The sequence below is a fragment of the Streptomyces cyaneofuscatus genome (assembly GCF_000718135.1).
Classification (GTDB): domain Bacteria; phylum Actinomycetota; class Actinomycetes; order Streptomycetales; family Streptomycetaceae; genus Streptomyces; species Streptomyces cyaneofuscatus.
Genome location: NZ_JOEM01000011.1, coordinates 159,610 through 180,828, shown reverse-complemented (window position 1 = coordinate 180,828; position 21,219 = coordinate 159,610). Strand labels below are relative to the sequence as shown.

Sequence of the window (21,219 nt, the reverse complement as noted above, 5' to 3'; positions counted from 1 at the left end):
GGTGAACGCGGGCCGTCCGTTCCCCGTTGCCGGGATTACGCTCGGCTGCCATGCCCACCCGAGCTTCCGTGAAGCGGTACGTCCGCAGGCAGGTCATGCGGGCCGCCTACCGCACCGACCTCCACCGCCCGCTCGACCCGGACCTCGCCGTCTACGGCGCGTACTGGAACCGGGGCGCCGCCTGCAACCCGGCCGCCATCCACGCCAAGGCCCGCGAACTCGCCCCGCGCATCAGGGGCGTGTGGGCCGTCTCCTCCCGGCACCGCGACCGGATGCCCGCGGGCGTGCCGTACGTCATCGAGGGCTCGCGCCCCTACTGGCGGGCGATGGCCACCGCCACGTACCTGGTCAACAACTCCAGTTTCCCCGGCGGTTTCACCAAACGCCCCGGTCAGCGCTACCTCCAGACCCACCACGGCACCCCGCTCAAGACGATGGGCCTCGACCAGCGGGCCTACCCCGAGCTGGCCCGGAAGGCGGACTTCGCCAAAATCCTCGCGCACGTGGGCCAGTGGGACTTCAGCCTCTCCGCCAACCCGCACAGCACCGAGATCTGGGACCGCGTCTACCCGGGCTCGTACCAGCGGCTCGACCTCGGCTACCCCCGTAACGACGTCTACTTCACCGCCACCGCCGAGGACATCGCGAAGATCCGCGCCGAACTCGGCATCCACGCGGACCGGACCGTGCTCCTCTACGCCCCGACCCACCGCGACTACCGCGAGGGCTTCGTCCCCGACCTCGACCCCGAGCGCCTGGCCCGCGAACTGGGCCCGGAGTACGTGGTGTTGGTGCGAGCCCACTACTTCTACGGCCGGTCCGCCGGGGTCGGCGGCTCCACCCCGACCGGCCGGGTCCGGGATGTCACCGCACACCCCCGGGTCGAAGAACTCTGCCTGGCCGCCGACGCGTTGATCACCGACTACTCCTCGCTGGCGTTCGACTACGCCTGCCTGGACCGCCCGATCGTCGTCCACGCCCCCGACTGGGACACCTACCGGACCACGCGCGGGACGTACTTCGACCTGCTCTCCGGCCGGCCCGGCGACACCCCGGGCGCCGTCACCGTCACCTCCGACGAACTGGTCGAGGTGTTCCGTACGGGGGAGTGGCGCTCGCCCGCGTCGGCCGCGCTGCGCACCGCGTTCCGCGAGCGGTTCTGCCCGTACGACGACGGGCACGCGGCGGAACGGGTCGTACGGCGGTTCTTCGCCGTCCCCTTTGCCCCGCCCAGTCGTTGATTCCGACAGCTCACGCACACCGCCAGGTTGGGAGACGTCCATGCACCGGTCCGCCTACGAGCAGATGGAACTCTGCATCAGGGAGTACCTGCCCGTCGAAGGGCCTGGCGGGGGGTCCGCCGAAGGGCCCGCGTCCGGCAACGGCACCTACCGGGTCGTCGACCTCGGCTCCCGTATCTCCGGCAAGCAGACCCGGACCCACCGGGCGCTCCTCGCCGGACACCCCATCGACTACTTCGGCGTCGATGTGCAGGACGGGCCCAACGTGGACGCCGTCATGAAGAAGCCGTACCGCATCCCCGCCCGCTCCAACAGTGCCGATGTCGTGCTCTCCGGGCAGGCGTTCGAGCACATCCCGTTCTTCTGGGCCTCCATGCTGGAGATCGCCCGGGTCCTGAAGCCGGGCGGCCACGCCTTCATCACCGCGCCCTCGCGCGGCCATGTCCACGATGCCCAGGACTGCTGGCGCTACTACCCGGACGGGTTCCGCGCGCTGGCCGCTCACTCCCGGCTCGAACTCCGCGAGGCCTACACCGACTTCCCGCCGCGGAAGGGCATCTGGCATGACTACCGGGCCATCGACAAGAAGGCCGCCTACTGGGGCGACTCCGTCGGTGTCTTCCGCAAGCCGCAGCGTTATCCGCGGCTGACGATGTTCGCCGTAAGGGAGTTGGCGGTCTGGTGGGCCAACCGGGTCGGCGGTGTCGACGCCGTCCCGCTGCCCGCGCCGCTGGACGGCCGCGAGCAGTGCGGGCGCCCGAAGACCGTCCCCGTACAGGTACCTTCCCTCGAACAGGAATCGGCCCGATCAATGACAGGTTGACGAAAGGTGACATGCGCCGCAAAGCGCGCGTACTGTCCCGGTCCATGGCTTGGCGCAACGCCGTCAACGGCGTCCTTCAGCAGCTCACCGGATACCAGCTCAGGCGCGTGACGGTGCCCGCCGCCCGCACGGCCCCGGCCCAGTCCCTGGCGGCCTCGACCCCGGCCCCGGCCCCCGTGGCGGCGCCGGCCCCGAAGCCGGCCGCGAAGAAGTCCGCCCTCACCTTCCCGGCGGACTACGACGATGAGGCCAGGGACATCATCCGGGCGGTCAAGCCGTACTCGATGACCTCGCCGGAGCGGCTCAACGCCTTCATCCTCGCCACCCGGTACATCGCCCGGCACAACATCCCGGGCGACATCGTCGAGTGCGGGGTCTGGCGCGGCGGCTCCATGCAGGCCTGCGCCAGGACCCTGCTCTCCGTCGGGGAGGACGAGCGTGAGCTGTACCTCTTCGACACGTACGAGGGCATGACCCCGCCCACCGCCGAGGACCTGCGGCGCGACGGCCGCCCGGCCCAGGAGTTGCTGGACGCCCAGGGCAAGGACCGGCCGATCTGGGCGGTCGCCTCGCTGGAGGACGTCCAGGCCGGGTTCGGACACGTCTCGTACCCGAAGGAGCGCGTCCACTACGTGCAGGGACGGGTCGAGGACACGGTCCCCGCCCAGGCGCCCGAGCAGATCGCGATCCTGCGGCTCGACACCGACTGGTACGCCTCCACCAAGCACGAGCTGGAGCACCTGTACTCCCGGCTGGTCAGCGGCGGGGTGCTGCTGATCGACGACTACGGGTACTGGCAGGGGTCGCGGCAGGCCGTCGACGAGTTCCTCGACAAGACCGGTGAGCGGCTGCTGCTGCTCCGCATGGACGAGGGCCGGATCGCCGTCAAGCCCTGATCCGCCGGATCCGACCCGCCGGGTCCGACCCGAACCGAGCCCCGTGCCCTTTCCCGGCACGGGGCTCGACCGCGCCGCGGGCGCGCCCCCGGACGCGCGAACCCGCCCTCCCCGTCACCCGAATGGCTTCCCTCGGGTGACCGGTCCCCGTGGCGCGGGTTGTACACCGTGGCCCCCTCATACCCCTTGACGGCCGTCCCCCGATGTCGTCCGCCCGGAAGGATCGTGCGCTGCGATGGCACCCCGTCTCACCGTCGTCGTCCCCCTCTACAACGTCGAGGAGTACCTCGGTGCCTGCTTGACCTCGCTCGCCGAACAGACCATGGCGGACCTGGAGGTCGTCCTCGTCGACGACGGCTCCACGGACAACGGGCCTGCCCTGGCACAGGAGTTCGTGGACCGCGACCCGCGCTTCCGGCTGATCCGGCAGGAGAACGCCGGGCTCGGCGCGGCCCGTAACGCCGGGGTCCGTGCGGCCGACCCGGAGGGCGAGTTCCTCACGTTCGTCGACAGCGACGACGTCGTGCCCCCCGGCGCGTACGCACGGATGCTCGCCGAACTCGACCGCTCCGGCTCCGACTTCGCGACCGGCAACGTGCTGCGGCTGCGGGCGAACGGGGCGCTCGAACAGTCCCCGATGTTCCGCAAGCCGATGGAGAAGGCCCGCCCCGCCACCCACGTCACCCGGGACTGGATCCTGCTGGGCGACCGCATCGCCTGCAACAAGGTGTTCCGCCGCACCTTCTGGGACGAGCACGCCTTCGCCTTCCCGACGGGCGTGCTGTACGAGGACATCGCCGTCGTCCTGCCCGCCCACTTCCTGGCCCGCTCGGTCGACGTCGTCGAGGAGCCCGTCTACCACTGGCGGGACCGCGACGGCTCGATCACCACCCGGCGGGCCGTCCCGAAGGGCATCCGCGACCGGGTCACCGCCGTCACCACCGTCAGCCGCTTCCTCGCGGGCCGGGAGGGTATGGCCGAGGCCAAACGGCGCTACGACGCGCACGCGCTCTCCGGCGACCTGTGGCTGTTCATCGAGGCGCTGCCGGACGGCGACGAGGAGTTCCACACGGCCTTCCTCGACCACGCGGGGGCCTTCGCCGCCACCGTCCAGCCCGCTGTGTTCGCCGGTCTGCCGCTGGACCTGCGGGTCAAGTGGCAGCTCATCCGGGAGCGCCGGATTGCCGAACTCCTCGCGCTGCTCGCCGAGGAGAAGACGGACCGGGACGCCTTCCACGTACGCGGACTCCTCCGCCCCCGCGCCCACCTCCCCGCCCTCCGTGACCCGCTGCCACCCGCCACCACCGCGCTCGCCCCCGCCGACCTCCCGGTCCACGCCCACCTCACCGAGGCCGTATGGCGGGACGGGCTGCTGCGGCTGACCGGGTACGCGTACGTGCGCAACGTTCCCGGCGGGCCGCCGCCCCGGCTCGGCTGGCTGCGGGCAGGGAAGCGGCTGATCCCGCTGCGGCTGCGCCCCATCGGCGGTTCCGGTGGCTCCGGCGGCGACGAGGCCACCGCCCGGTCCGGGCGCTCCCTGCACCGGTACGAGCGCGCCGGGTTCGAGGCCGTCGTGGACCCGCGCACGATCGCCGCCCGGGGCAAGGGGCCTCGTACGACCTGGAAGCTGGAGGCCGCCCTGTTCGGCGCGGGCCGCGTCCGCCGGGGTCCGATGCGGCTCACCGGCACCCCCGCCCCGCCCGCCGCCCTGTACGCCGACGAGCGGACCCGGGTCGTCCCCGTCCTCTCCGGCAACAAGCTGGAGCTGCGCACCGAACGCGTCGCCGCCGTACTCACCGGACAGTCGGCCGTCGACGACGACGCCCTGCGCCTGGAGGTGAAGGTCCTCGACGACGACGGGCCCGTCGCCCTGCGGCTGACCGAGTGGCGCACCAAGGAGACCCAGGAGTTCGCCCTGCGCGGCTCGCTGGGGTCCCGCGCCGCCGACATCCCGCTGAGCGCGTTCCGCGGTCAGGACGAGATCTGGGGCGTACAACTGGTCGGTGGCAAGGGGCGTTTGACCGTCGGCGCCCGGACCGACGCCGAGGCCGGCCGCTACCCGCTCCCCGGCATCCCCGGCCTCCCCGGCGGACGTGAGCTGTACGTGGCCCCCAACCCGTCCGGCGACCTCGTCCTCACCGACCGGGCCGTGCAGCCCGTCGTCACCTCCGTGGAGTGGCCCGAAAGCGGCGAGCTGGTCCTCGAAGGCGCCTTCCCGGAGCCGTCGGGCACCATCGGTGAGCTGGTGCTGCGGCACAGCGGCCACCACGAAGAGGCCACTGCAGACGTGGAGTTGACGGAGGGCGGCCGCTTCCGGGCCGTCGTCCGCCCGGCCGCCGTCGACGGGCCGGGCGGGCCGCTGCCGCTCGCCGAGGGGCGCTGGTACCCCTTCCTCCGCGAGCCCGGCGAGCGCGACCCCGACGCGTACCGGCCGCTGCGCCTGGCCACACCGCTGCACGCCACGCTCCCCCGCCAACAGGCGTCCGGCGGGCGGCCCTTCACCCTCCAGCGGCGCTACCACGACCGGCTCGTCCTGGAGTCTGGCAGCGCCCTGCCGGTCGCCGAGCAGGGCCCGTACGGGCAGCGGATCCAGCGCGAGCGGTACGCCGTACTCCGCGCCGCCGACCGGGACCAGCTGCGCCAGGCCGTCCTCTACTCCAGCTTCGACGGCCGCCAGTTCTCCGACTCGCCCCGCGCGATCCACCGCGAACTGGCCTCTCGGGAAGCGGACATCGAGCACCTCTGGGTGGTCCGCGACCAGCAGGCGGCCGTGCCCGAAGGAGTCCGCGCCATCGCCCTGCACAGCGCCGAGTGGTACGAGGCGCTCGCCCGGAGCCGCTGGCTCGTCACCAACACCCACCTGCCGCAGTGGTTCGAGCGGGCCGAAGGCCAGTGTGTCGTCCAGACCTGGCACGGCACCCCGCTCAAGCGCATCGGCCGCGACCTCGCGGGCACCCCGCACGCGGATGCCGCCTACATGGCCTCCATGGAGCACCGGTCCGCCCAGTGGAGCGTGCTCGTCTCCCCGAACAGCTTCTCCACCCCCGTCCTGCGCCGCGCCTTCGGCTACTCGGGCGAGGTGCTGGAGTCCGGCTACCCGCGCAACGACCTGCTGTACGCGCCCGACCGGGCGAAGGTCGCCGCCGCCGTACGGGAGCGCCTCGCGATCCCCGAGGGGCGGCGGGTCGTCCTGTACGCCCCCACCTGGCGCGAGGACCGGCCCCGGCAGGGGGGGAGGTACGACCCCGGCCACCAACTCGACCTGGAACAGGTCCGCGAGGCGCTCGGCGACGACCATGTCCTCCTGGTGCGCCGCCACTACCTCGTCGGCGGCAGCGTCCCCGACACCGACGTCGTACGGGACGTCTCGCGCCACCCGGACGTCGCCGAACTCCTCCTGATCAGTGACGTGTTGGTCACCGACTACTCCTCGATCATGTTCGACTTCGCGCAGACCGGCCGCCCGATGCTCTTCCACACCCACGACCTGGCCCACTACCGGGACACCCTGCGCGGCTTCTGCTTCGACTTCGAGCACCGGGCCCCCGGGCCTCTGATCCCGGACTCCGCGGGCATCGCGGCCGCCCTGCGCGACCCGGAGGCCGCCGTGGCCGGGCACCGGGAGGCGTACGAGCGGTTCCGGGAGGCGTTCTGCGATCTGGACGACGGGAACGCGGCCGTGAAGGTCGTCGACCGCATGCTCAAGGACGCCGCCGGGACCGAGGGGGCACAGGCATGAGCGACTTCAGCTGTGTGATCACCGCGGGCGGGGAGAACGGTGGCAGCGAGGGCCCCGACGCCCTGCGCGCCTCCGTCGCGTCCGTCCTCGGCCAGTCGTTGCGCGGCTCCGAGGCCGTCGTCGTCCTCGCTGCCCGCGCCGACGGGCCCACCCGCACCGCCGCCCGCGCCCTGGCCGACAGCTCCCCCGACCGGGTCCGCCTGATCCACCCCGACCCGGCCGCCCGCACCACCGGCGCCCTGCGCAACGCGGGCCTGGACGCCGCGACCGGGCGGTACGTCCTGGTGCTCACCCCCGGCGAGCGCCTCCACCGCCACGCCTGCCGCAACCTCTGGCAGGCGGGCGAGCGCAGCCGGGCCGACCTGGTCGCCGGGCGGTGGAGCTGGACCACGGAGGAGGGCGGCAAGGAGCAGGAGCCGCCGTGGCAGGGCGAGCTGTACGCCCGCTCCCGTACCGTCGCCGGGTTCGCCGACGCGCCCCAGCTCGTCGTCCGGGACGCCCTGGTGACCGGGTTCTGCCTGCGCCGGGAGGCCGCCCGGCGCCACGGGCTGCGGTACGAGGAGGACCTGGCGCACGGCGAGATCCTCTTCGGCCCCCTCGCCGCCGCGGCCGTCGGCCGGATCGCCCTGGTGCGGCGGCTGATCGTGACCGGCCGGGCCGTACCCGACCGGGCCCGCGATCTCGCCGCCCTGGTGGAGGCCCACCGCCGGGTCGCCGCCACCCTGGACGCCCACGGGCTTCCGGCGCTGAGGGAGGAGCGGGAGCGGGCCTTCGTACGGGATCATCTGGTGCCGCTGGCCCGCTCCTTCCCCCGGCTCCCCGCCGCCCGCCGTACCCGGGTCGCCGCCACGGCCGCCCGCGTCCTGACCGCCCCCGTACCGCCGGAGCTGCCGCCGCTGGAGCGGGTCGCGGCCACCCTGCTGGCCAGGGGCGACGCGGAGGGCGTCCTGACGGCCGCGTACGCGCTGAGCCGGCCCGCCACTGTCTGCGCCCCGGTCACGGTTGCCACGGGCGAGGGCGGGCGGGTGGAGTGGGACGAGCACTGCTCCGTCGACGTCACCGAACTGGGCCACCAGTACCGGGTGTTCGGCGGGGCCCGGCTGATGAACCGGCTCACCCGCTGCACCGCCGAGAAGGGCCGGCTGCTGCTGGAGGGCCGCCTCGTGCTGCCCCCGCACCTGGCGCCCGACGTCGCCTTCACCGCCACCCTGGAGTTCCGGGCCCGGGGCGGGGCGCGCGCCGTCGCGTTCCCGGTGGACGACGTACGCCACGACGGGAACGGGGTCACATGGGGGGCGCGCGCCGACGTCACGCGCCTCCTGCGTCCCCTGGGCGTCCGCGACACCGCCTGGGACGCGCGGCTGATCGTGGAGGCGGGAGGGGTGCGGTCCGTCAGCGACCTCTTCGGCCCGCAGGACCTCGTGGAAGGGACGGCGGTCCGGTTCGCCGCCCGGCCCCGGCTCGGGCAGCTCGCCGGGGACACCTGGGAGCCCTACATCACGCTCAAGGACCACCTGGCCCTCCGCCTCACCGCCCGCCGCCGCCCAGCCCGGGCCACCCGCCGCCTGGTGCGGTACGCCACCCACTTCCGCCCCGCCCGCAAGGCGAAGCTCCTCGCCCGCGCCCTGCGCAAGCGGCTGGACCGCTACCGCTCCCGGTCCTTCAAGGCGACCACGTACAACACCTGGCTCACCCGCCTCCCCGTGCGCCGGGGCTCCGTCGTCTTCGAGAGCCACATGGGCCGCTGCTACGGCGACAGCCCGCGCGCCCTCCACGAGGAGATCCGCCGCCAGGGCCTGAAGCTCCGCTCCACCTGGTCCTACGACACCTCCCCGGCCGGCTTCCCGGACGACGCCCGCCTCGTACGCCGCTGGTCCTGGCGGTACCTGTGGGCGCTGGCCCGCGCCGAGTTCTGGGTCGACAACCAGGGCTTCCCCCAGCACCTCCGCAAGCCCGCCCGCACCACCTACCTCCAGACCTGGCACGGCTCCGCGTACAAGAGGATGGGCTTCGACGAGACCCGCGTACGGCTTCAGAACGCCCCCCAGCGCGAACGCCTCCAGCAGGCCGTCCACCGCTTCGACCACTTCCTCGTCCGCTCCGAGCACGACGTGGCCACCCTCGCCCGCGCCTACCGCCTCCCCGAGGACCGGCTGCTGCGCACCGGCTACCCGCGCAACGACGCCCTGGTCGCGGAGCGCACCCGCACCGAGAGCGAGGGCAGGCTGCCGCGCCCGCCGCTGGCCGGGGCGCTGGGGATCGACGACCACAAGAAGGTGGTCCTCTACGCGCCGACGTTCCGGGGCGGTCCGGCGGCGGGCGGGAAACAGGCCAGGCGCCGACTGCTCCTGGACGTACGGGAGTTCGCCGAGCGCTTCGGGGACTCGTACACCCTCCTCGTCCGGGCGCACTACCTGGAGGCCGCCCGGCTCCCGCTCTGCCCGCCCGGCACGGTGATCGACGTCTCGCGCCACCACGACGTCAGCGAGCTCCTCGCCCTGGCCGACGTCCTGGTCACCGACTACTCCTCGATCATGTTCGACTTCGCGCTGCTGGACCGGCCCGTCCTCCTGTACGCCCCCGACCTCGACACGTACGCCGCCGAGCGCGGCAGCTACTTCGACCTGCGGGAGAAGGCGCCGGGCCCGGTGACCGCGACCCAGGAGGAACTCTTCGCGGAGCTCGCCGAGTTGAAGAAGTCCGATATCCGTCATGCGTCCCACCGGGCCGCGTTCGCCGCGGAGTTCGGGGCCTTCGACCGGGGAGACGCGGCTCGCCAGGTCGTCGCCGCGGTGTTCTCGCGGCAGGGCGCCTCCCGTATCACTGACCACCACGACCGGGGGGCCGGCCGATGAGCCGCGACATCTTCATCGTCTCCAACAGCACCGACGAACTCGGCGGTGTCACCGCCTGGACGCACCAGACCGCCCGCCTCTTCACCGAGCAGGGCCACCGTGTCCACGTCATCGGCATCCACGCCTCCGACCGGAAGATGGCCCTGCCCGCCGAGCCCGGTTACCCCGTCACCGCCCTCTATCCCGCCCACCCGCCGACCCCCTGGACACCCCACGGCATCCGGGACCGCTTCCGTATCCCCACCCGGCGCCGGGAGGCGGCCCGGGCCGAGCGGAAACGGCGGGCGGTCGCGCGGCTCTCGGAGCTCTTCGCCACCGCCCGGCCCGGCGCGGTCGTCGTCGTCACCCAGGTCTGGGCGATGGAGTGGGTCGGGGAGGCCGACACCACCGGGCTGCGGGTCATCGGGATGAGCCACGAGTCCTACGACTACTCCCGCGCCAGCCACCGGTACCGCTGGATCAAGAACCACTACCGGGACATCGACCACTGGCTCGTCCTCACCGAGGAGGACGCCGACCGGTGGGCGGGCGACGGCTTCGACAACGTCGGCTTCCTCCCCAACGCCCTCGCCCGCCTGCCCCACGTCCCCTCCCCGCGCACCGCCCGGACCGTGGCTGCCATCGGCCGCCTCACCGACCAGAAGGGCATCGACCTCCTCCTCGACACCTGGGCCCTGGTCGCCCCGCAGCGCCCCGACTGGCGGCTGCGCCTGTACGGCACGGGCGAGGACGAGGCCGCGCTGAAGGCACAGTGCTCACGGCTCGGGCTCGACGGGTCCGTGGAGTGGATGGGCCGTACGGACGACGTGGAGGCGGCCCTCGCGGGAGCCTCCGTCTTCGTCCAGTCCTCCCGGGGCGAGGGCTTCCCGCTGGCGCTCCTGGAGGCGATGGCCAGTGGGGTGCCGTGCGCCGCCTTCGACTGCGCGCCCGGGGTCCGCGAGATCGTCCGGGACGGCGAGGACGGGCTCCTCGCCCCCGCCGGGGACACCGCCGCCCTCGCCGACCGGCTGCTCCGGCTGACCGGCAACCCCCGGCTGCGCGACGCGCTGGGGGCCCGGGCACGGTCGGGCGCCCAGCGGTTCTCGGAGCCGGAGGTGGGGCGGCGCTGGGAGGAGCTGTTCGCGTTCCTGGAGCGGTGAGTCGGGGCCCCGGCTGAGCCCCGTGGGGCCCCGACTCAGCCCCGTGGGGCCTCGGCTCAGCCCTGTGGGGCCCGACTCAGCCCCGTGGGGCCCGGCTCAGCTCTGGCCCACCCGCGCCTCCGCCGTGTTCTGCTGCGCCGGGAGAGCCGTCCGCCGGGCCGAGGGCGGGACGGGCAGCGGCAGCCCGTCCGTCTCGCCGAGGAAGACCCGCCGCACCACACGCTCGGCCGCGTTCCCGTCGTCGTACGGGCAGAACCGGGCCCGGAACGCCGCCCGCAGCTGGGCCGAGCGCGAGCCCCGCCAGTGGTCGGTGGCGAAGATGTCGAACAGCTCGTCCTGGCTGCGTGCGACGACGCCGGGAGGGAACGACGTGATGTCGAAGTAGGTTCCCCGGGCCGCCTCGTGCGCCTCGATGTCGTCCAGATGCAGGACCACCGGGCGGTCCAGGTTGACGTAGTCGAACATCAGCGAGGCGTAGTCCGTGATCAGCGCGTCCGAGGCGAGCGCCAACGTCTCCGGGGAGGGGTGGCCGGTGACGTCGATGATCCGGGGATGCGTCGCCGTACGCGTACGGCTGCTGCCGGGCGCGCGATCGAGGATCACGAACTGCGGGCCCAGCACCCGGATGAGCTGTTCCAGATCCAGGGCGGGCCGCTGCACACGGCGGTAGTCGCGCGGAGCCGGCGCGTACAGCAGGGCCGTGGCGCCCGCCGGGATGCCGAGCGTCTCGCGCAGCCGGGCCACCTCGGCGGGCCCGGCGCGGTGGTAGACGTCGTTGCGCGGGGAGCCGTACTCCAGCGTCGTGTACCCCGACGGGTAGGCCCGCTCCCGTACGAGGGTGGAGTGCGGGTTGGCCGAGAGGGCGAAGTCCCACCGGTCGACGTCGCGCAGCATCTGCTCGAAGTCGGTGTCCCGGGCGGCGGCGGGGCGGTCCAGGAGATCGGTGCCAACGGTCCTGAGCGGGGTACCGCGGTGGGTCTGGAGGAGGACCTGGCCGCGCCGCTTCACCAGCCGGCGGTCGAAGGCGGCGTCGTTCACGAGGTACGTGGAGCGGGCGAGGGCGCTCCCGTACGCGAAGGTGCCGGGCGTGAGGGTGCGGATGGCGGGCGGCACGGTGCGGGCGTGGCGGGGGTCGCAGATCCACGTGGTCCGCAGCCCCGGGACCAGGTCGCGCGCCTTCGCCTCGATCGCGGCCGGGCTGCCCGCGTAGGCCCCGCCCCCGGAGGCTGCGAAGACCGCGTCCCGGGGGCGCAGCGGCAGCCGGAGCTGGACGCGGTAGTGCGCCCGGAGCGCCGCGCCCCGCACCGCCCGGCGCAGGGCGGCCGCGCCGCGCCGCAGCCCGTCGCCGATCCGCCGGGTCGCCGCCAGGGCCCGGTAGGTGCGGCGCGCGCCGAGGCGCAGCAGGCCGTGGCGGAGCCGGGCGCGGCGGGGGGCCGGGGCGCCGGGGGTGCGGTAGCGGCGGCAGGAGGCGGTGGCCCGGCGGAAGAAGGCGGCGCGGCTGGGGCGGGGCAGCCGGTCGGGGGAGGCGTGGACGGCGCAGAAGTGGTCGAGCATCCGGCGGAACAGCACGGGCCGCCAGACGTCGAGTTCGGGGCGCGCGTCGAGGAAGGCGAAGACCCGGTCGTACTGGTCGAAGATGTCGAAGTGCTTCTCGCTGGTGGTGGAGAGGATGTTGCCGCGCCGCCGCTGCCGGTAGGAGACGCAGACCGCGTCCAGGACCGCGATCGACCCGGCGGACATCAGCACCGGGTAGGTCCAGGGGGTGTCCTCGTAGTAGCCGGGCGGGAAGGTGAACCCCTCGGCCTCGACGAAGGATCGGCGGTACGCCTTGTTCCAGACCACCATGAGGAGGTGGAGCAGCTCGGGGCGGTCGGCCAGCCGGAAGGAGGCGGGGCCGCGCTCGTCGAGCCGGTCCGCGAGGACGTTGCGTACGCTCCGGCCCGACCAGTACGTCCGGGCGTAGTCGTACATCAGGACATCAGGGTCGCCGGTCGCCCCGATCCGGTCGGCGATGGCCTGGAGGGACTCCGGGAGGAGGGTGTCGTCGCCGTCCAGGAAGATCAGATAGTCGCCGGTCGCCCGTTCCATACCCGCGTTGCGGGCCGGGCCGAGGCCGGCGTTGCGGGGGAGGTGGAGCGCGGTGACGCGGGGGTCGCGGCGGGCGTACTCGTCGGCGATCGGGCCGCAGGCGTCCGGGGAGCAGTCGTCGACCACGACGATCTCGAAGTCCTTGAAGGACTGGCTCAGCACGGAATCCAGACACGCGTGCAGATACGCCTGGACCCGGAATGCGGGCACGATGACAGTGAACCGGGGCACTACACATCCATGGGTCGTTCGCGGGAACCAGGTGGCCCGCAAACGTCGGATGGAATGACAGGGTTACGCCGGGCGTGGCATTCGGGCGAAACGCGCGCCGAAACGGCCCGGTTCCGGGGAACCGGGCCGCTTCGGGTTGACGAACGGCTGTACGTGTCGTCGTGCGTGAGGGCCTTGCCGCAGGCGCTACTTGACGGCTCCCGCCATGACACCCGAGACGAACTGCCGCTGGAAGGCGAAGAACACCACCAGCGGGATCACCATCGACACGAAGGCGCCGGGCGCCAGGACGTCGATGTTGTTGCCGAACTGGCGTACCTGCTGCTGGAGCGCCACGGTGATCGGCGGCGAGTCGGAGCCCGCGAAGATCAGCGCCACCAGCATGTCGTTCCACACCCACAGGAACTGGAAGATCCCGAGCGAGGCGATCGCCGGACCGCCCAGCGGCATCACGACCCGGGTGAAGAGACGGATCTCGCCCGCCCCGTCGAGCCGTGCGGCTTCCAGCAGTTCGCGCGGGATCTCCGCGAAGAAGTTCCGCAGCAGGAAGATCGCGAACGGCAGCCCGAAGGCCGTGTGGAAGAGGACCACCCCGAGTGTCGTCTCGAAGATCCCGATGGTGCCGAAGAGTTCGGAGACCGGGATCAGGGCGACCTGGACGGGCACCACGAGCAACCCGACGACCAGCAGGAACCACCAGTCGCGGCCGGGGAAGTCCATCCAGGCGAAGGCGTACCCGGCGAGCGAGCCGATCACCACCACCAGGACGGTGGACGGCACGGTGATCATGATGGTGGAGAGGAGGGATCCGGTGATCGTCGAATTGTCCAGCAGCCGCTGGTAGTTGTCGAAGGTCAGCTCGGAGGGGGCGGTGAAGATCTTCCACCAGCCGGTGGCCGCGATGTTCTCGGGGCCGCGGAGCGAGGAGAGGAACAGACCGATCGTCGGCATGATCCAGAACAGGGCGACCAGGATCAGGAAGACCCGCATCACCCCACCGCCGAGGCGCGCCGCGATCCGGGCGCCGAGGGACTGCTCGGCCTTGGGCGTGAGTTTCGTGGGGGTACTCGGGGGTGTACTCATCGCCGCGCCTCCTTCCGCATGCGCCGGATGTTGAACAGCATCACCGGCAACACCAGCAGCAGCAGGAGCACCGCGATCGCGCTGCCGATGCCCAGGTCGGCGTCCGTGCCGAACGAGGACCGGTACAGCTGGAGGGCCAGGACGTTCGCGTCGTCCTGGCTGGAGCCCGGCGCGATGATGAAGACCAGGTCGAAGACCTTCAGCACGTTGATCATCAGCGTCACCAGCACCACCGCCAGGACCGGGGCCAGCATCGGCACGGTGATCCGGCGGAACACCTGCCACTCGTTGGCGCCGTCCACCCGGGCCGCCTCCAGGAGCTCACGCGGCAGACCGGCCAGACCGGCCGCGATCAGCACCATCGCGAACCCGGCCCACATCCACACGTAACTCCCGATGATCCCGGGGGTCACCAGGGACGGGCCGAGCCAGTCGACGCCGTTGTAGGGCTCGCGGAAGTTGTCGGCGGGCAGGCGGAGTTGGGCCCCGTCCGCCGATGCGGGCAGGGTGAAGACCCCGTCGGCCCCGGCGGTCGCGGTGGCGACGACCTTGCCGTCCTTGACCGCCTCGACCTTCAGGCCCTTCAGGCCCAGCTCCTCCGGGTCGACGACATTCGGCTTCCCGCCGCCGCCCCGGGTGAAGTCCAGCCAGGCCGTGCCGGTGATCCGGTCACCGTCCGCCGCCGGAGCCGCCTTCGCCGGGCGGGCGTCGCCGGGCATCTTCGCCGGGGCGACGCCGACCAGCGGCACCTGGACGGCTTCGCCGGCCCGTACCGGCTCCTTGGAGACGAACGACCCGCCCGCACCCTTCTCCAGCGGGTGCACGGGCAGCGGGCGTGCCTTGGGGAAGCCGGCCGACTCGTTGAACGTGTCGTGCACGCTCACCGCGACGGCGTTGGCCACCCCGCGCTCGGGCGCCTGGTCGTAGACGAGGCGGAAGATGATGCCCGCCGCCAGCATCGAGATCGCCATCGGCATGAAGACGATCAGCTTGAACGCCGTACCCCAGCGGATCCGTTCGGTCAGGACGGCGAAGATCAGGCCGAGCGCGGTGGCGACGGTCGGGGCGAACACCACCCAGATCGCGTTGTTCTTCACCGCGGTGAGGATCGTGTCGTCGGTGAACAGCGCCTTGTAGTTGTCGATCCCGGCGAAGCCCGTGCCCGCCTGGTCGAAGAACGACCGGTAGACCGAGTAACCGATCGGATAGAGCACCAGGGCGCCGAGCAGCACCAGCGCGGGCAGCAGGAACGCCGCCGCGATGGCTTTACGGGTGCCGGTGACGCTCCTGCCTCCGGCCTTCGGTGACGGGCGTGGGTCCGGGGCTGCGGCGGGGGAGACGGAGGGCGCCGGACCGGCGCCCTCCGTGTTCGTGGTGGCCACCGCGTCAGCTCTTGTACGCCTTGGCCGCCTCGGACTCCAGCTTCTGCTGGGCCCCCGCGACATCCTTCGGGTTCTTCAGGAAGTCCTGGAGGATCTTCCACTCGCCCTTGCCGGGCGTCCCGCCGAACGACTGCGGGGCCTGGTCCGACATGTCGAAGCGGACGTCGTCACCGGCCGCGACGAGCGCCTCGGCCATCGTGCGCTGCACGTCGTTGGGGTACGCGGCGGTGTCCAAGGACTTGTTCGGCGAGATGAACCCGCCCGCCTCGGCCCAGATCTTCGCCGCGTCCGCCGAGGCCAGCCAGGTCAGCAGCGCCTGGGCGCCCTTGCTGTCCTTCAGCGCCACGGCCGCGTCGCCGCCGGTCACCACGGGGGAGTCCGCGCCGACCGCCGGGAACGGGAAGACTTTCGCGTCCGTACCGATCTTCGCCTCGGTCTGCGCGATGTTGATGGAGACGAAGTCGCCCTCGAAGACCATGGCGCCCTTGGGCTGGTCGCCGCCGGTGAACGTCTGGGTCACCGAGGCCGGGAACTCCGTCTGGAGCGCCCCGTCGGCGCCGCCCGCGATCAGCTCCGGCTTGCCGAACAGCTCGGCGAGCGTGGTCAGCGCGTCCTTGACGGAGGGGTCGGTCCATGGGATCTCATGCTTGGCGAGCTGGTCGTACTTCTCCGGGCCCGCCTGGGAGAGGTAGACGTTCTCGAACCAGTCGGTGAGCGTCCAGCCGTCGGCGCCCGCGACGGAGACCGGGGTGACACCGGAGGCGGAGATGGTCTCCGCGGTGGTGATGAAGTCCTTCCAGGTCTTCGGCTCGGCCGCGCCCGCGTTGTCGAAGGCCGCCGCGTTGTACCAGATCAGGGACTTGTTGGCGGCCTTGAAGTACACGCCGTACTGGGTGCCGTCCACCGCGCCGAGGTCCTGCCACACCTGGGTGTAGTTCTGGCCGAGCTGGGCCCTGGCCTCGGGGCCGACCGGCTTGGCCCACTTCTTGGCCACCGCCTGCTGGATGGCGCCGACCTGCGGGATCATCGCGACGTCCGGGGGCTGGCCGCCCGCGATCTTCGTACCGAGGAAGTTGACGATCGGGTCCTGGGCCGGGACGAAGGTGACCTTCGCGCCCGTACGCTTCTCGAACTCGCCCAGCACCTTGGTGAAGTTGGCCTGCTCGGGTCCGGTCCAGACCGCGGCGACGGAGATGTTCTCCCCGTCCAGCTTCGGCAGGGTGACGGTGGGGGCGCTGTCCGTGCCCTTGTCCGTCCCGCCGCCCGGCTTTTTCGACCCGCCACCGTCCCCGCCGCCGTCCCCGCAGCCGGTCAGCGCCAGAGCGCCGACCGCCGTGAAGACGAGTGCTGCCCTGCGTATGGAAAGGGTTGTACGCATTCCTGCCCCGTCTCTTCCGTACGCGCCCGACCACGCTGTCGTCGCCCGGGCTGCGTCGTCCGTGCGCACAGTCCTACGCCCGGTGCACGGGCCCCGCAATACCGCCGTCCGGCCCAACACGGTGATCGTGATCGCCTCGTGACGTCGTATCAGCAGATGGGCGCGGATGCGGCGGAATGAGGTGAGGGACGGGCGGGCAGGGGCAGGAGTGTCAGGTGGGGCGCGTGCCTCCAGGGTGTGGAGCGGCGGATTCCGGCGGGGTCGTCTCAGGTCGGGAACGGGATCAGCGGAGGCAGGCGTTCGGCGTTCACCGAGCGGGCCGCGCGCTCCAGGGCGCTGGCGAGCAGGGCCAGGTCCGTCGGCCCGTTGCCGAGCTCCCTGACCGGGCGGCGGGTCGGCGGATCGCCCATCCGCTCCCACTCCAGCGGGACCACGGTGGGCCGCAGCGTCGCCGTACGCGGGATGCGGCCGGTGACCCGGCCCCCCTGGAACGGGGTCACCCGGCCGTCCGGGTGGCCCAGCCTGCCCCGGCCCGGGGCGGGTTCGTCGGGGGAGGGCGGCAGGACCGGCGCGTCCAGCACGATGCGCAGCCTCGCCCCCCGGGCCAGCTCGGTGTCCTCCGTACGGTCCGGGCGCGCCGAGGTGGCGACCAGGTGCACCCCGAGCCGGCCGCCGTCCCGCGCCACGGCCTCCAGCGCCCGCACCACGGAACCGGCGGCGGGGCGGCCGGGGCTGCCGAGCCCCGGAGCGACCAGTGCGTCGAAGTCGTCGGCGAGCACGACCAGGCGCGGCAGGGGCGAGGGGCCCGGGTCCGACGCCCGCGGCGCGACCTGGCGCAGCCGCAGGGTGCCGCTGGCCGGGGAGTCCAGGTCGCCCCGGCGCTCGGCGCCGCTCGGCGGACGCTGGCCCACGACCCGCCGGGACTCCTCCTGCTGGGCCTCTTCCGCGTGCCGGGCGTGCCAGGCGGCGAAGTCCAGCGGGCCGAGCAGCTCGGCGCGGCGCTTCAGCTCGCCGCCGAGGGCCTGCGCGAACTCCCGCATCCGGACCGGGTCGGAGGCGACGAGATGGGTGGATACGTGCGGCAGCTCCGTACAGGGGAGCAGCCCCGGTGCTGAACTGCCGTGCTCCTCGGGCTTTCCGCCGGCGCCGTCGACCAGCAGGATGCCGAGCCGGTCGGGCCGGGCGGAGGAGGCGAGGGAGGCGGCGATGGCCCGCAGCAGCTCGGTACGCCCGCTGCCGGCGGGCCCTTCGATGAGGAGGTGCGGGCCCTCGTCGGCGAGATCGACACTGAGGGCACCCCGGGGCCCCGCCCCGAGCACGAGCACGGGCCGCCCGGCGTGCACGGCCTCCGGCGCCCGCCCCGCCTCGGCCTCACCCCCCTGCGGGCCGACCCGGGGGGCGGTGCGGGAGGGGTGCGGGGTGCGGCCGGAATCGCCGGCGTCCGCCCCCGGGTAGGGCGTACGGCCGGAGCCGTGAGCTTCGGCCGGGGGGTAGGGCGTACGGCCCGAGTCCTGGCGGTCCGCGCCCGGGTACGGCGTGCGGCCCGAGCCCCGGCTCTCGGCGGCCGGGTACGGGGTGTGCCGGTACTCCCGGTTCTCGGTGTCCGGGTAGAGGGTGCGGCTGGAGTCCCGGCTGTCCGTGGCCGGGTACGGCGTACGGGCCGAGTCCCTGGCTTCGGCGCCCGGGTACGGCGTACGGCCGGAATCCCCGCCCCCTGCTCGTGGGTACGGCGTGCGGCCGGAGTCCTGGCGGTCCGCTCCCGGGTACGGCGTACGCCCAGAGCCCGGGGTCTCCTGGGAGCGGTGGCTGTCGCCCGACGAACGCTGGGGGCCGACGCGGGGGCCCGTGCTCAGCGTGCGGCCCGAGCCGGGGGTCTCCCGGTCCGACCGGGACGGGGGGACGGCGGCGGGCCTGGGCACCGATGCGCCCGGCTGGTGCTCCGCCGTGGAGGCCCAGCGGGCCATCAGCGACGCCGGGGTGGCGCGGGCCAGGCCCAGCTCGTCCAGCAGGCGGGCCGAGGGCGGCAGCGCCGCCGTCGTCGGGCGGCCCGCCAGTGCGGCCGAGCCCTCGTCGCGCAGGGGCGCCAGCGCCCGCCCGAACCGCTCGGCCCAGGCCGCCGACACCGCGTCCACCGCGGCCACCGTGCCGTGGCCCGCCGCCTGACCGCCCGCCGTACGCAGCAGGCGCAACGCCGTCGCCACATCGCCGCTGAGCATCGCGACCGCCCCGCACTCGCGGAAGGCGATGGAGGCCCGGCAGGCGGCGTCGTACGTCGCGGCCACCGGGGAGGTGGGGGAGGCGGCCGAGGTCTCGGCCAGGCAGATCAGGTGGATGCCCGCCGCCGCCCCCGCACCGGCCAGCCGGGCCGTGGTCTCGCGCAGCGCCGCCGTACCCGGGTCGCCGTCCAGGATGACCACGGTGTGCGGGCCCGTGTGCGCGCGGGCCGCGTCGGCCACCCCGGTGCGGTCCAGGTTGGGCCAGCCGGGACCGAGCGGGCCCTCGTCCAGGCGGCGGACCAGCTCGGCCGTCCGGGCGGCCGCCTGCTCACGGTCGTACGCGAGGAGGAGTCGGCAGTCCTGCCCGTGCATCGGGCGCAGATGCGGCAGCCACCCCAGCCAGGACCACTCGCGCCGCCGCTCCTCCAGGGAGCGGGCGCGGTCTGTGGAGATGAGCACGATCTCCAGGTCGAAGGGGGAGTGCAGGGCGGCGAGCTGCGCCACCGTGGCGCGGGCGAGCCCCGCCAGCCGGGCGCGCGGCCCGGCGAGGCCCAGCGAACCGGCCTCCCGCAGTCCCACCGTCACCGGCACCGACGGCACATCGGCCCGGTCGGTCGTCCCGAGCCGCACCACCAGGGCCTCCGGGTGCCCGTCGTGGCGCTCCCACAGCCGGGGCCCGGGGCCCAGCGCGGTCAGCAGCACGGCCGCAGGGTCCGGCCAGGTGCCCTCGGGCGCGGACGGCACGGCGGAGAAGGGGGAGAGCGGCGAGGCGGGGGAGGCGAGGTGGCCCCCCGCGTCACCGAAGGAACCGGCGGAACCGGCGGAGGCCAAGGAGGAGGCGGAGGAGGCGTACGGGTCGGAGCCCGGGGCCTCCGGGGCGTGACCGGACGAGGCGTGGGCGCGACCGGACGGGGCCGCCCCCGTCTCCGGCCATGAGCCCCGGCCCGGCTGCTCGGCGCCCTGCGCCTGCTCGCCCCTGCTGCCGCCACCGCCCTTGAGCCGCCGGGCCCAGGCGCCTATGCCCCCGCGCCGGGGCGTTTCGCCCGCACCGAACGACTCCGTACCGCCGCCGGCACCGAACGGCTCGGTACCGCCGCCCGTACCGAACGGCTCCCGGCCGCTCCCCCGGGCGCCTGCCGGACCGAACGGCTCACGTCCACCCGCGCCGCCTGCCGGGAACGGCTCCCGGCTGCCATGGGTGCGCTGCCGCGCGGCAGCCTCGGGGGAGCCGTGTCCGGGGCCGGAAGCCTGGCCCCCGTACCCCACCGGCCCCATCTGGCCCACCGGCCCCGTCGACCCCTCCCGCCTCGCCGCCTCCTGGCGGTGGGCGTAGGACGACGGCGACGGGCTCCCGTACGCGGCGTCCGGCGCGTGCGGCTCCGTCTCGACGCGGCTCACCCGCAGGTGGCCCTCGCCGTCCGGGGCCGTCGGCAGCGTCACCGGACGCACGCCCGCCGTCAGCCGGAGGGTCGATTCGCCGAGCCGCAGCAGGGCGCCGGGCGGGAAGCGGACGGGCCGGTCGCGGACCTCCGTACCGTCCAGCGAGGTGCCGTTCGTCGAGCCGAGGTCGGCCACCGCGACCCGGCCGTCCTCGGAGACCGTCACCGCGCAGTGCAGCCGCGACACGTCCGGGTCGTCCAGCGGGACATCGGCCTCGGCGGAGCGGCCGATCCGGATCTGCCCGCCGTGCAGCAGATGGACCCCGCCCGCGTCCGGCCCGGCGACCACGTGGAGCTGGGCCGGAACGGTGTCGTCCGTCGCCTCGTCCTCGCCGGGGAGCTGGAGCGAGAGGACCGCCCCGTCCACCAGTGGCGGCTCACCCAGGGCGATGCGCTGGGAGTCCAGCCGCTCCCGCCCGGCGAAGAGCACCACCGCCCCGCCGCCCTGGGAGCCCTCGGGCCCGGAGACGGCCTGGGCCAGGCCGGAGGCGACAGCGGCCAGTGCCGTCCCGGCGGGTGCGGTGACGAGCACGTCGCAGGCGCGCGCCGGGGTCTGGCCGCTGCGCGGCGCGAGGACGGTCAGCCGGATCTGCATCGCCGTCGGCGGTCCCTTCTGCGCGGGGTGCCCGGCAGGGGAAACGCCCTGTGATTCCCCCCACCCGGCACGGACAGGTCGTCCGTACAGGTCGTCACGGACCCCGGGCTCCCG

11 protein-coding genes are annotated in these 21,219 nt (G+C 73.7%); 6 read left to right on the top strand and 5 right to left on the bottom strand.

Features of this window, described 5'->3' with window-relative positions; translation table 11 throughout:
- Positions 1 to 50: 50 nt before the first annotated feature.
- From IF17_RS0120090 to IF17_RS0120065, 6 genes are all read left to right on the top strand, one after another.
- Entirely contained in the window at positions 51 to 1,241 is a 1,191-nt protein-coding gene (locus IF17_RS0120090; RefSeq protein ID WP_078615966.1) for a CDP-glycerol glycerophosphotransferase family protein, read from the top strand.
- A 40-nt stretch (positions 1,242 to 1,281) separates the two neighbouring features.
- Positions 1,282 to 2,064, top strand: coding sequence for a methyltransferase domain-containing protein (locus IF17_RS0120085; RefSeq protein ID WP_030567865.1), 783 nt, complete (start codon positions 1,282 to 1,284; stop codon positions 2,062 to 2,064).
- An 11-nt stretch (positions 2,065 to 2,075) separates the two neighbouring features.
- Entirely contained in the window at positions 2,076 to 2,960 is an 885-nt protein-coding gene (locus tag IF17_RS0120080; protein WP_030567863.1) for a TylF/MycF/NovP-related O-methyltransferase, read from the top strand.
- A 235-nt stretch (positions 2,961 to 3,195) separates the two neighbouring features.
- Positions 3,196 to 6,699 (top strand): bifunctional glycosyltransferase/CDP-glycerol:glycerophosphate glycerophosphotransferase, encoded by a 3,504-nt coding sequence (locus IF17_RS0120075; protein WP_030567861.1) that lies wholly within the window; start codon positions 3,196 to 3,198, stop codon positions 6,697 to 6,699.
- A complete protein-coding gene (locus IF17_RS0120070) occupies positions 6,696 to 9,554 on the top strand; it encodes a bifunctional glycosyltransferase/CDP-glycerol:glycerophosphate glycerophosphotransferase (RefSeq protein WP_030567859.1) in 2,859 nt (952 codons plus the stop codon). The genes IF17_RS0120075 and IF17_RS0120070 overlap by 4 nt, the downstream gene beginning before the upstream one ends.
- Positions 9,551 to 10,693: a glycosyltransferase gene (locus tag IF17_RS0120065; protein WP_030567857.1), complete on the top strand. Its 1,143-nt coding sequence runs from the start codon at positions 9,551 to 9,553 to the stop codon at positions 10,691 to 10,693. The genes IF17_RS0120070 and IF17_RS0120065 overlap by 4 nt, the downstream gene beginning before the upstream one ends.
- 96 nt (positions 10,694 to 10,789) lie before the next feature.
- Here the strand turns inward: IF17_RS0120065 and IF17_RS0120060 are convergent, their stop codons facing one another.
- From IF17_RS0120060 to IF17_RS0120040, 5 genes are all read right to left on the bottom strand, one after another.
- The gene (locus IF17_RS0120060; protein ID WP_030567855.1) at positions 10,790 to 13,012 is read right to left on the bottom strand and encodes a bifunctional glycosyltransferase/CDP-glycerol:glycerophosphate glycerophosphotransferase; all 2,223 of its coding nucleotides are present in this window, start codon (positions 13,010 to 13,012) and stop codon (positions 10,790 to 10,792) included.
- 186 nt (positions 13,013 to 13,198) lie between these two features.
- Positions 13,199 to 14,095 (bottom strand): carbohydrate ABC transporter permease, encoded by an 897-nt coding sequence (locus tag IF17_RS0120055; RefSeq protein ID WP_030567853.1) that lies wholly within the window; start codon positions 14,093 to 14,095, stop codon positions 13,199 to 13,201.
- On the bottom strand, positions 14,092 to 15,477 hold the full coding sequence (locus tag IF17_RS0120050; RefSeq protein WP_030567851.1) for a carbohydrate ABC transporter permease: 1,386 nt from the start codon (positions 15,475 to 15,477) through the stop codon (positions 14,092 to 14,094). The genes IF17_RS0120055 and IF17_RS0120050 overlap by 4 nt, the downstream gene beginning before the upstream one ends.
- Before the next feature lie 4 nt (positions 15,478 to 15,481).
- Positions 15,482 to 16,855: an ABC transporter substrate-binding protein gene (locus tag IF17_RS0120045; protein ID WP_030567849.1), complete on the bottom strand. Its 1,374-nt coding sequence runs from the start codon at positions 16,853 to 16,855 to the stop codon at positions 15,482 to 15,484.
- A 266-nt stretch (positions 16,856 to 17,121) separates the two neighbouring features.
- Positions 17,122 to 21,105 (bottom strand): FHA domain-containing protein, encoded by a 3,984-nt coding sequence (locus IF17_RS0120040; protein WP_030567847.1) that lies wholly within the window; start codon positions 21,103 to 21,105, stop codon positions 17,122 to 17,124.
- Positions 21,106 to 21,219: the final 114 nt, after the last annotated feature.

Bases quoted from the DNA above. Each gene is read 5' to 3' on its own strand.
- IF17_RS0120075 (WP_030567861.1), top strand. From the start codon at position 3,196: ATGGCACCCCGTCTCACCGTCGTCGTCCCCCTCTACAACGTCGAGGAG.
- IF17_RS0120090 (WP_078615966.1), top strand. From the start codon at position 51: ATGCCCACCCGAGCTTCCGTGAAGCGGTACGTCCGCAGGCAGGTCATG.
- IF17_RS0120040 (WP_030567847.1), bottom strand. From the start codon at position 21,105: ATGCAGATCCGGCTGACCGTCCTCGCGCCGCGCAGCGGCCAGACCCCG.
- IF17_RS0120065 (WP_030567857.1), top strand. From the start codon at position 9,551: ATGAGCCGCGACATCTTCATCGTCTCCAACAGCACCGACGAACTCGGC.
- IF17_RS0120080 (WP_030567863.1), top strand. From the start codon at position 2,076: ATGCGCCGCAAAGCGCGCGTACTGTCCCGGTCCATGGCTTGGCGCAAC.
- IF17_RS0120085 (WP_030567865.1), top strand. From the start codon at position 1,282: ATGCACCGGTCCGCCTACGAGCAGATGGAACTCTGCATCAGGGAGTAC.
- IF17_RS0120070 (WP_030567859.1), top strand. From the start codon at position 6,696: ATGAGCGACTTCAGCTGTGTGATCACCGCGGGCGGGGAGAACGGTGGC.
- IF17_RS0120055 (WP_030567853.1), bottom strand. From the start codon at position 14,095: ATGAGTACACCCCCGAGTACCCCCACGAAACTCACGCCCAAGGCCGAG.
- IF17_RS0120045 (WP_030567849.1), bottom strand. From the start codon at position 16,855: ATGCGTACAACCCTTTCCATACGCAGGGCAGCACTCGTCTTCACGGCG.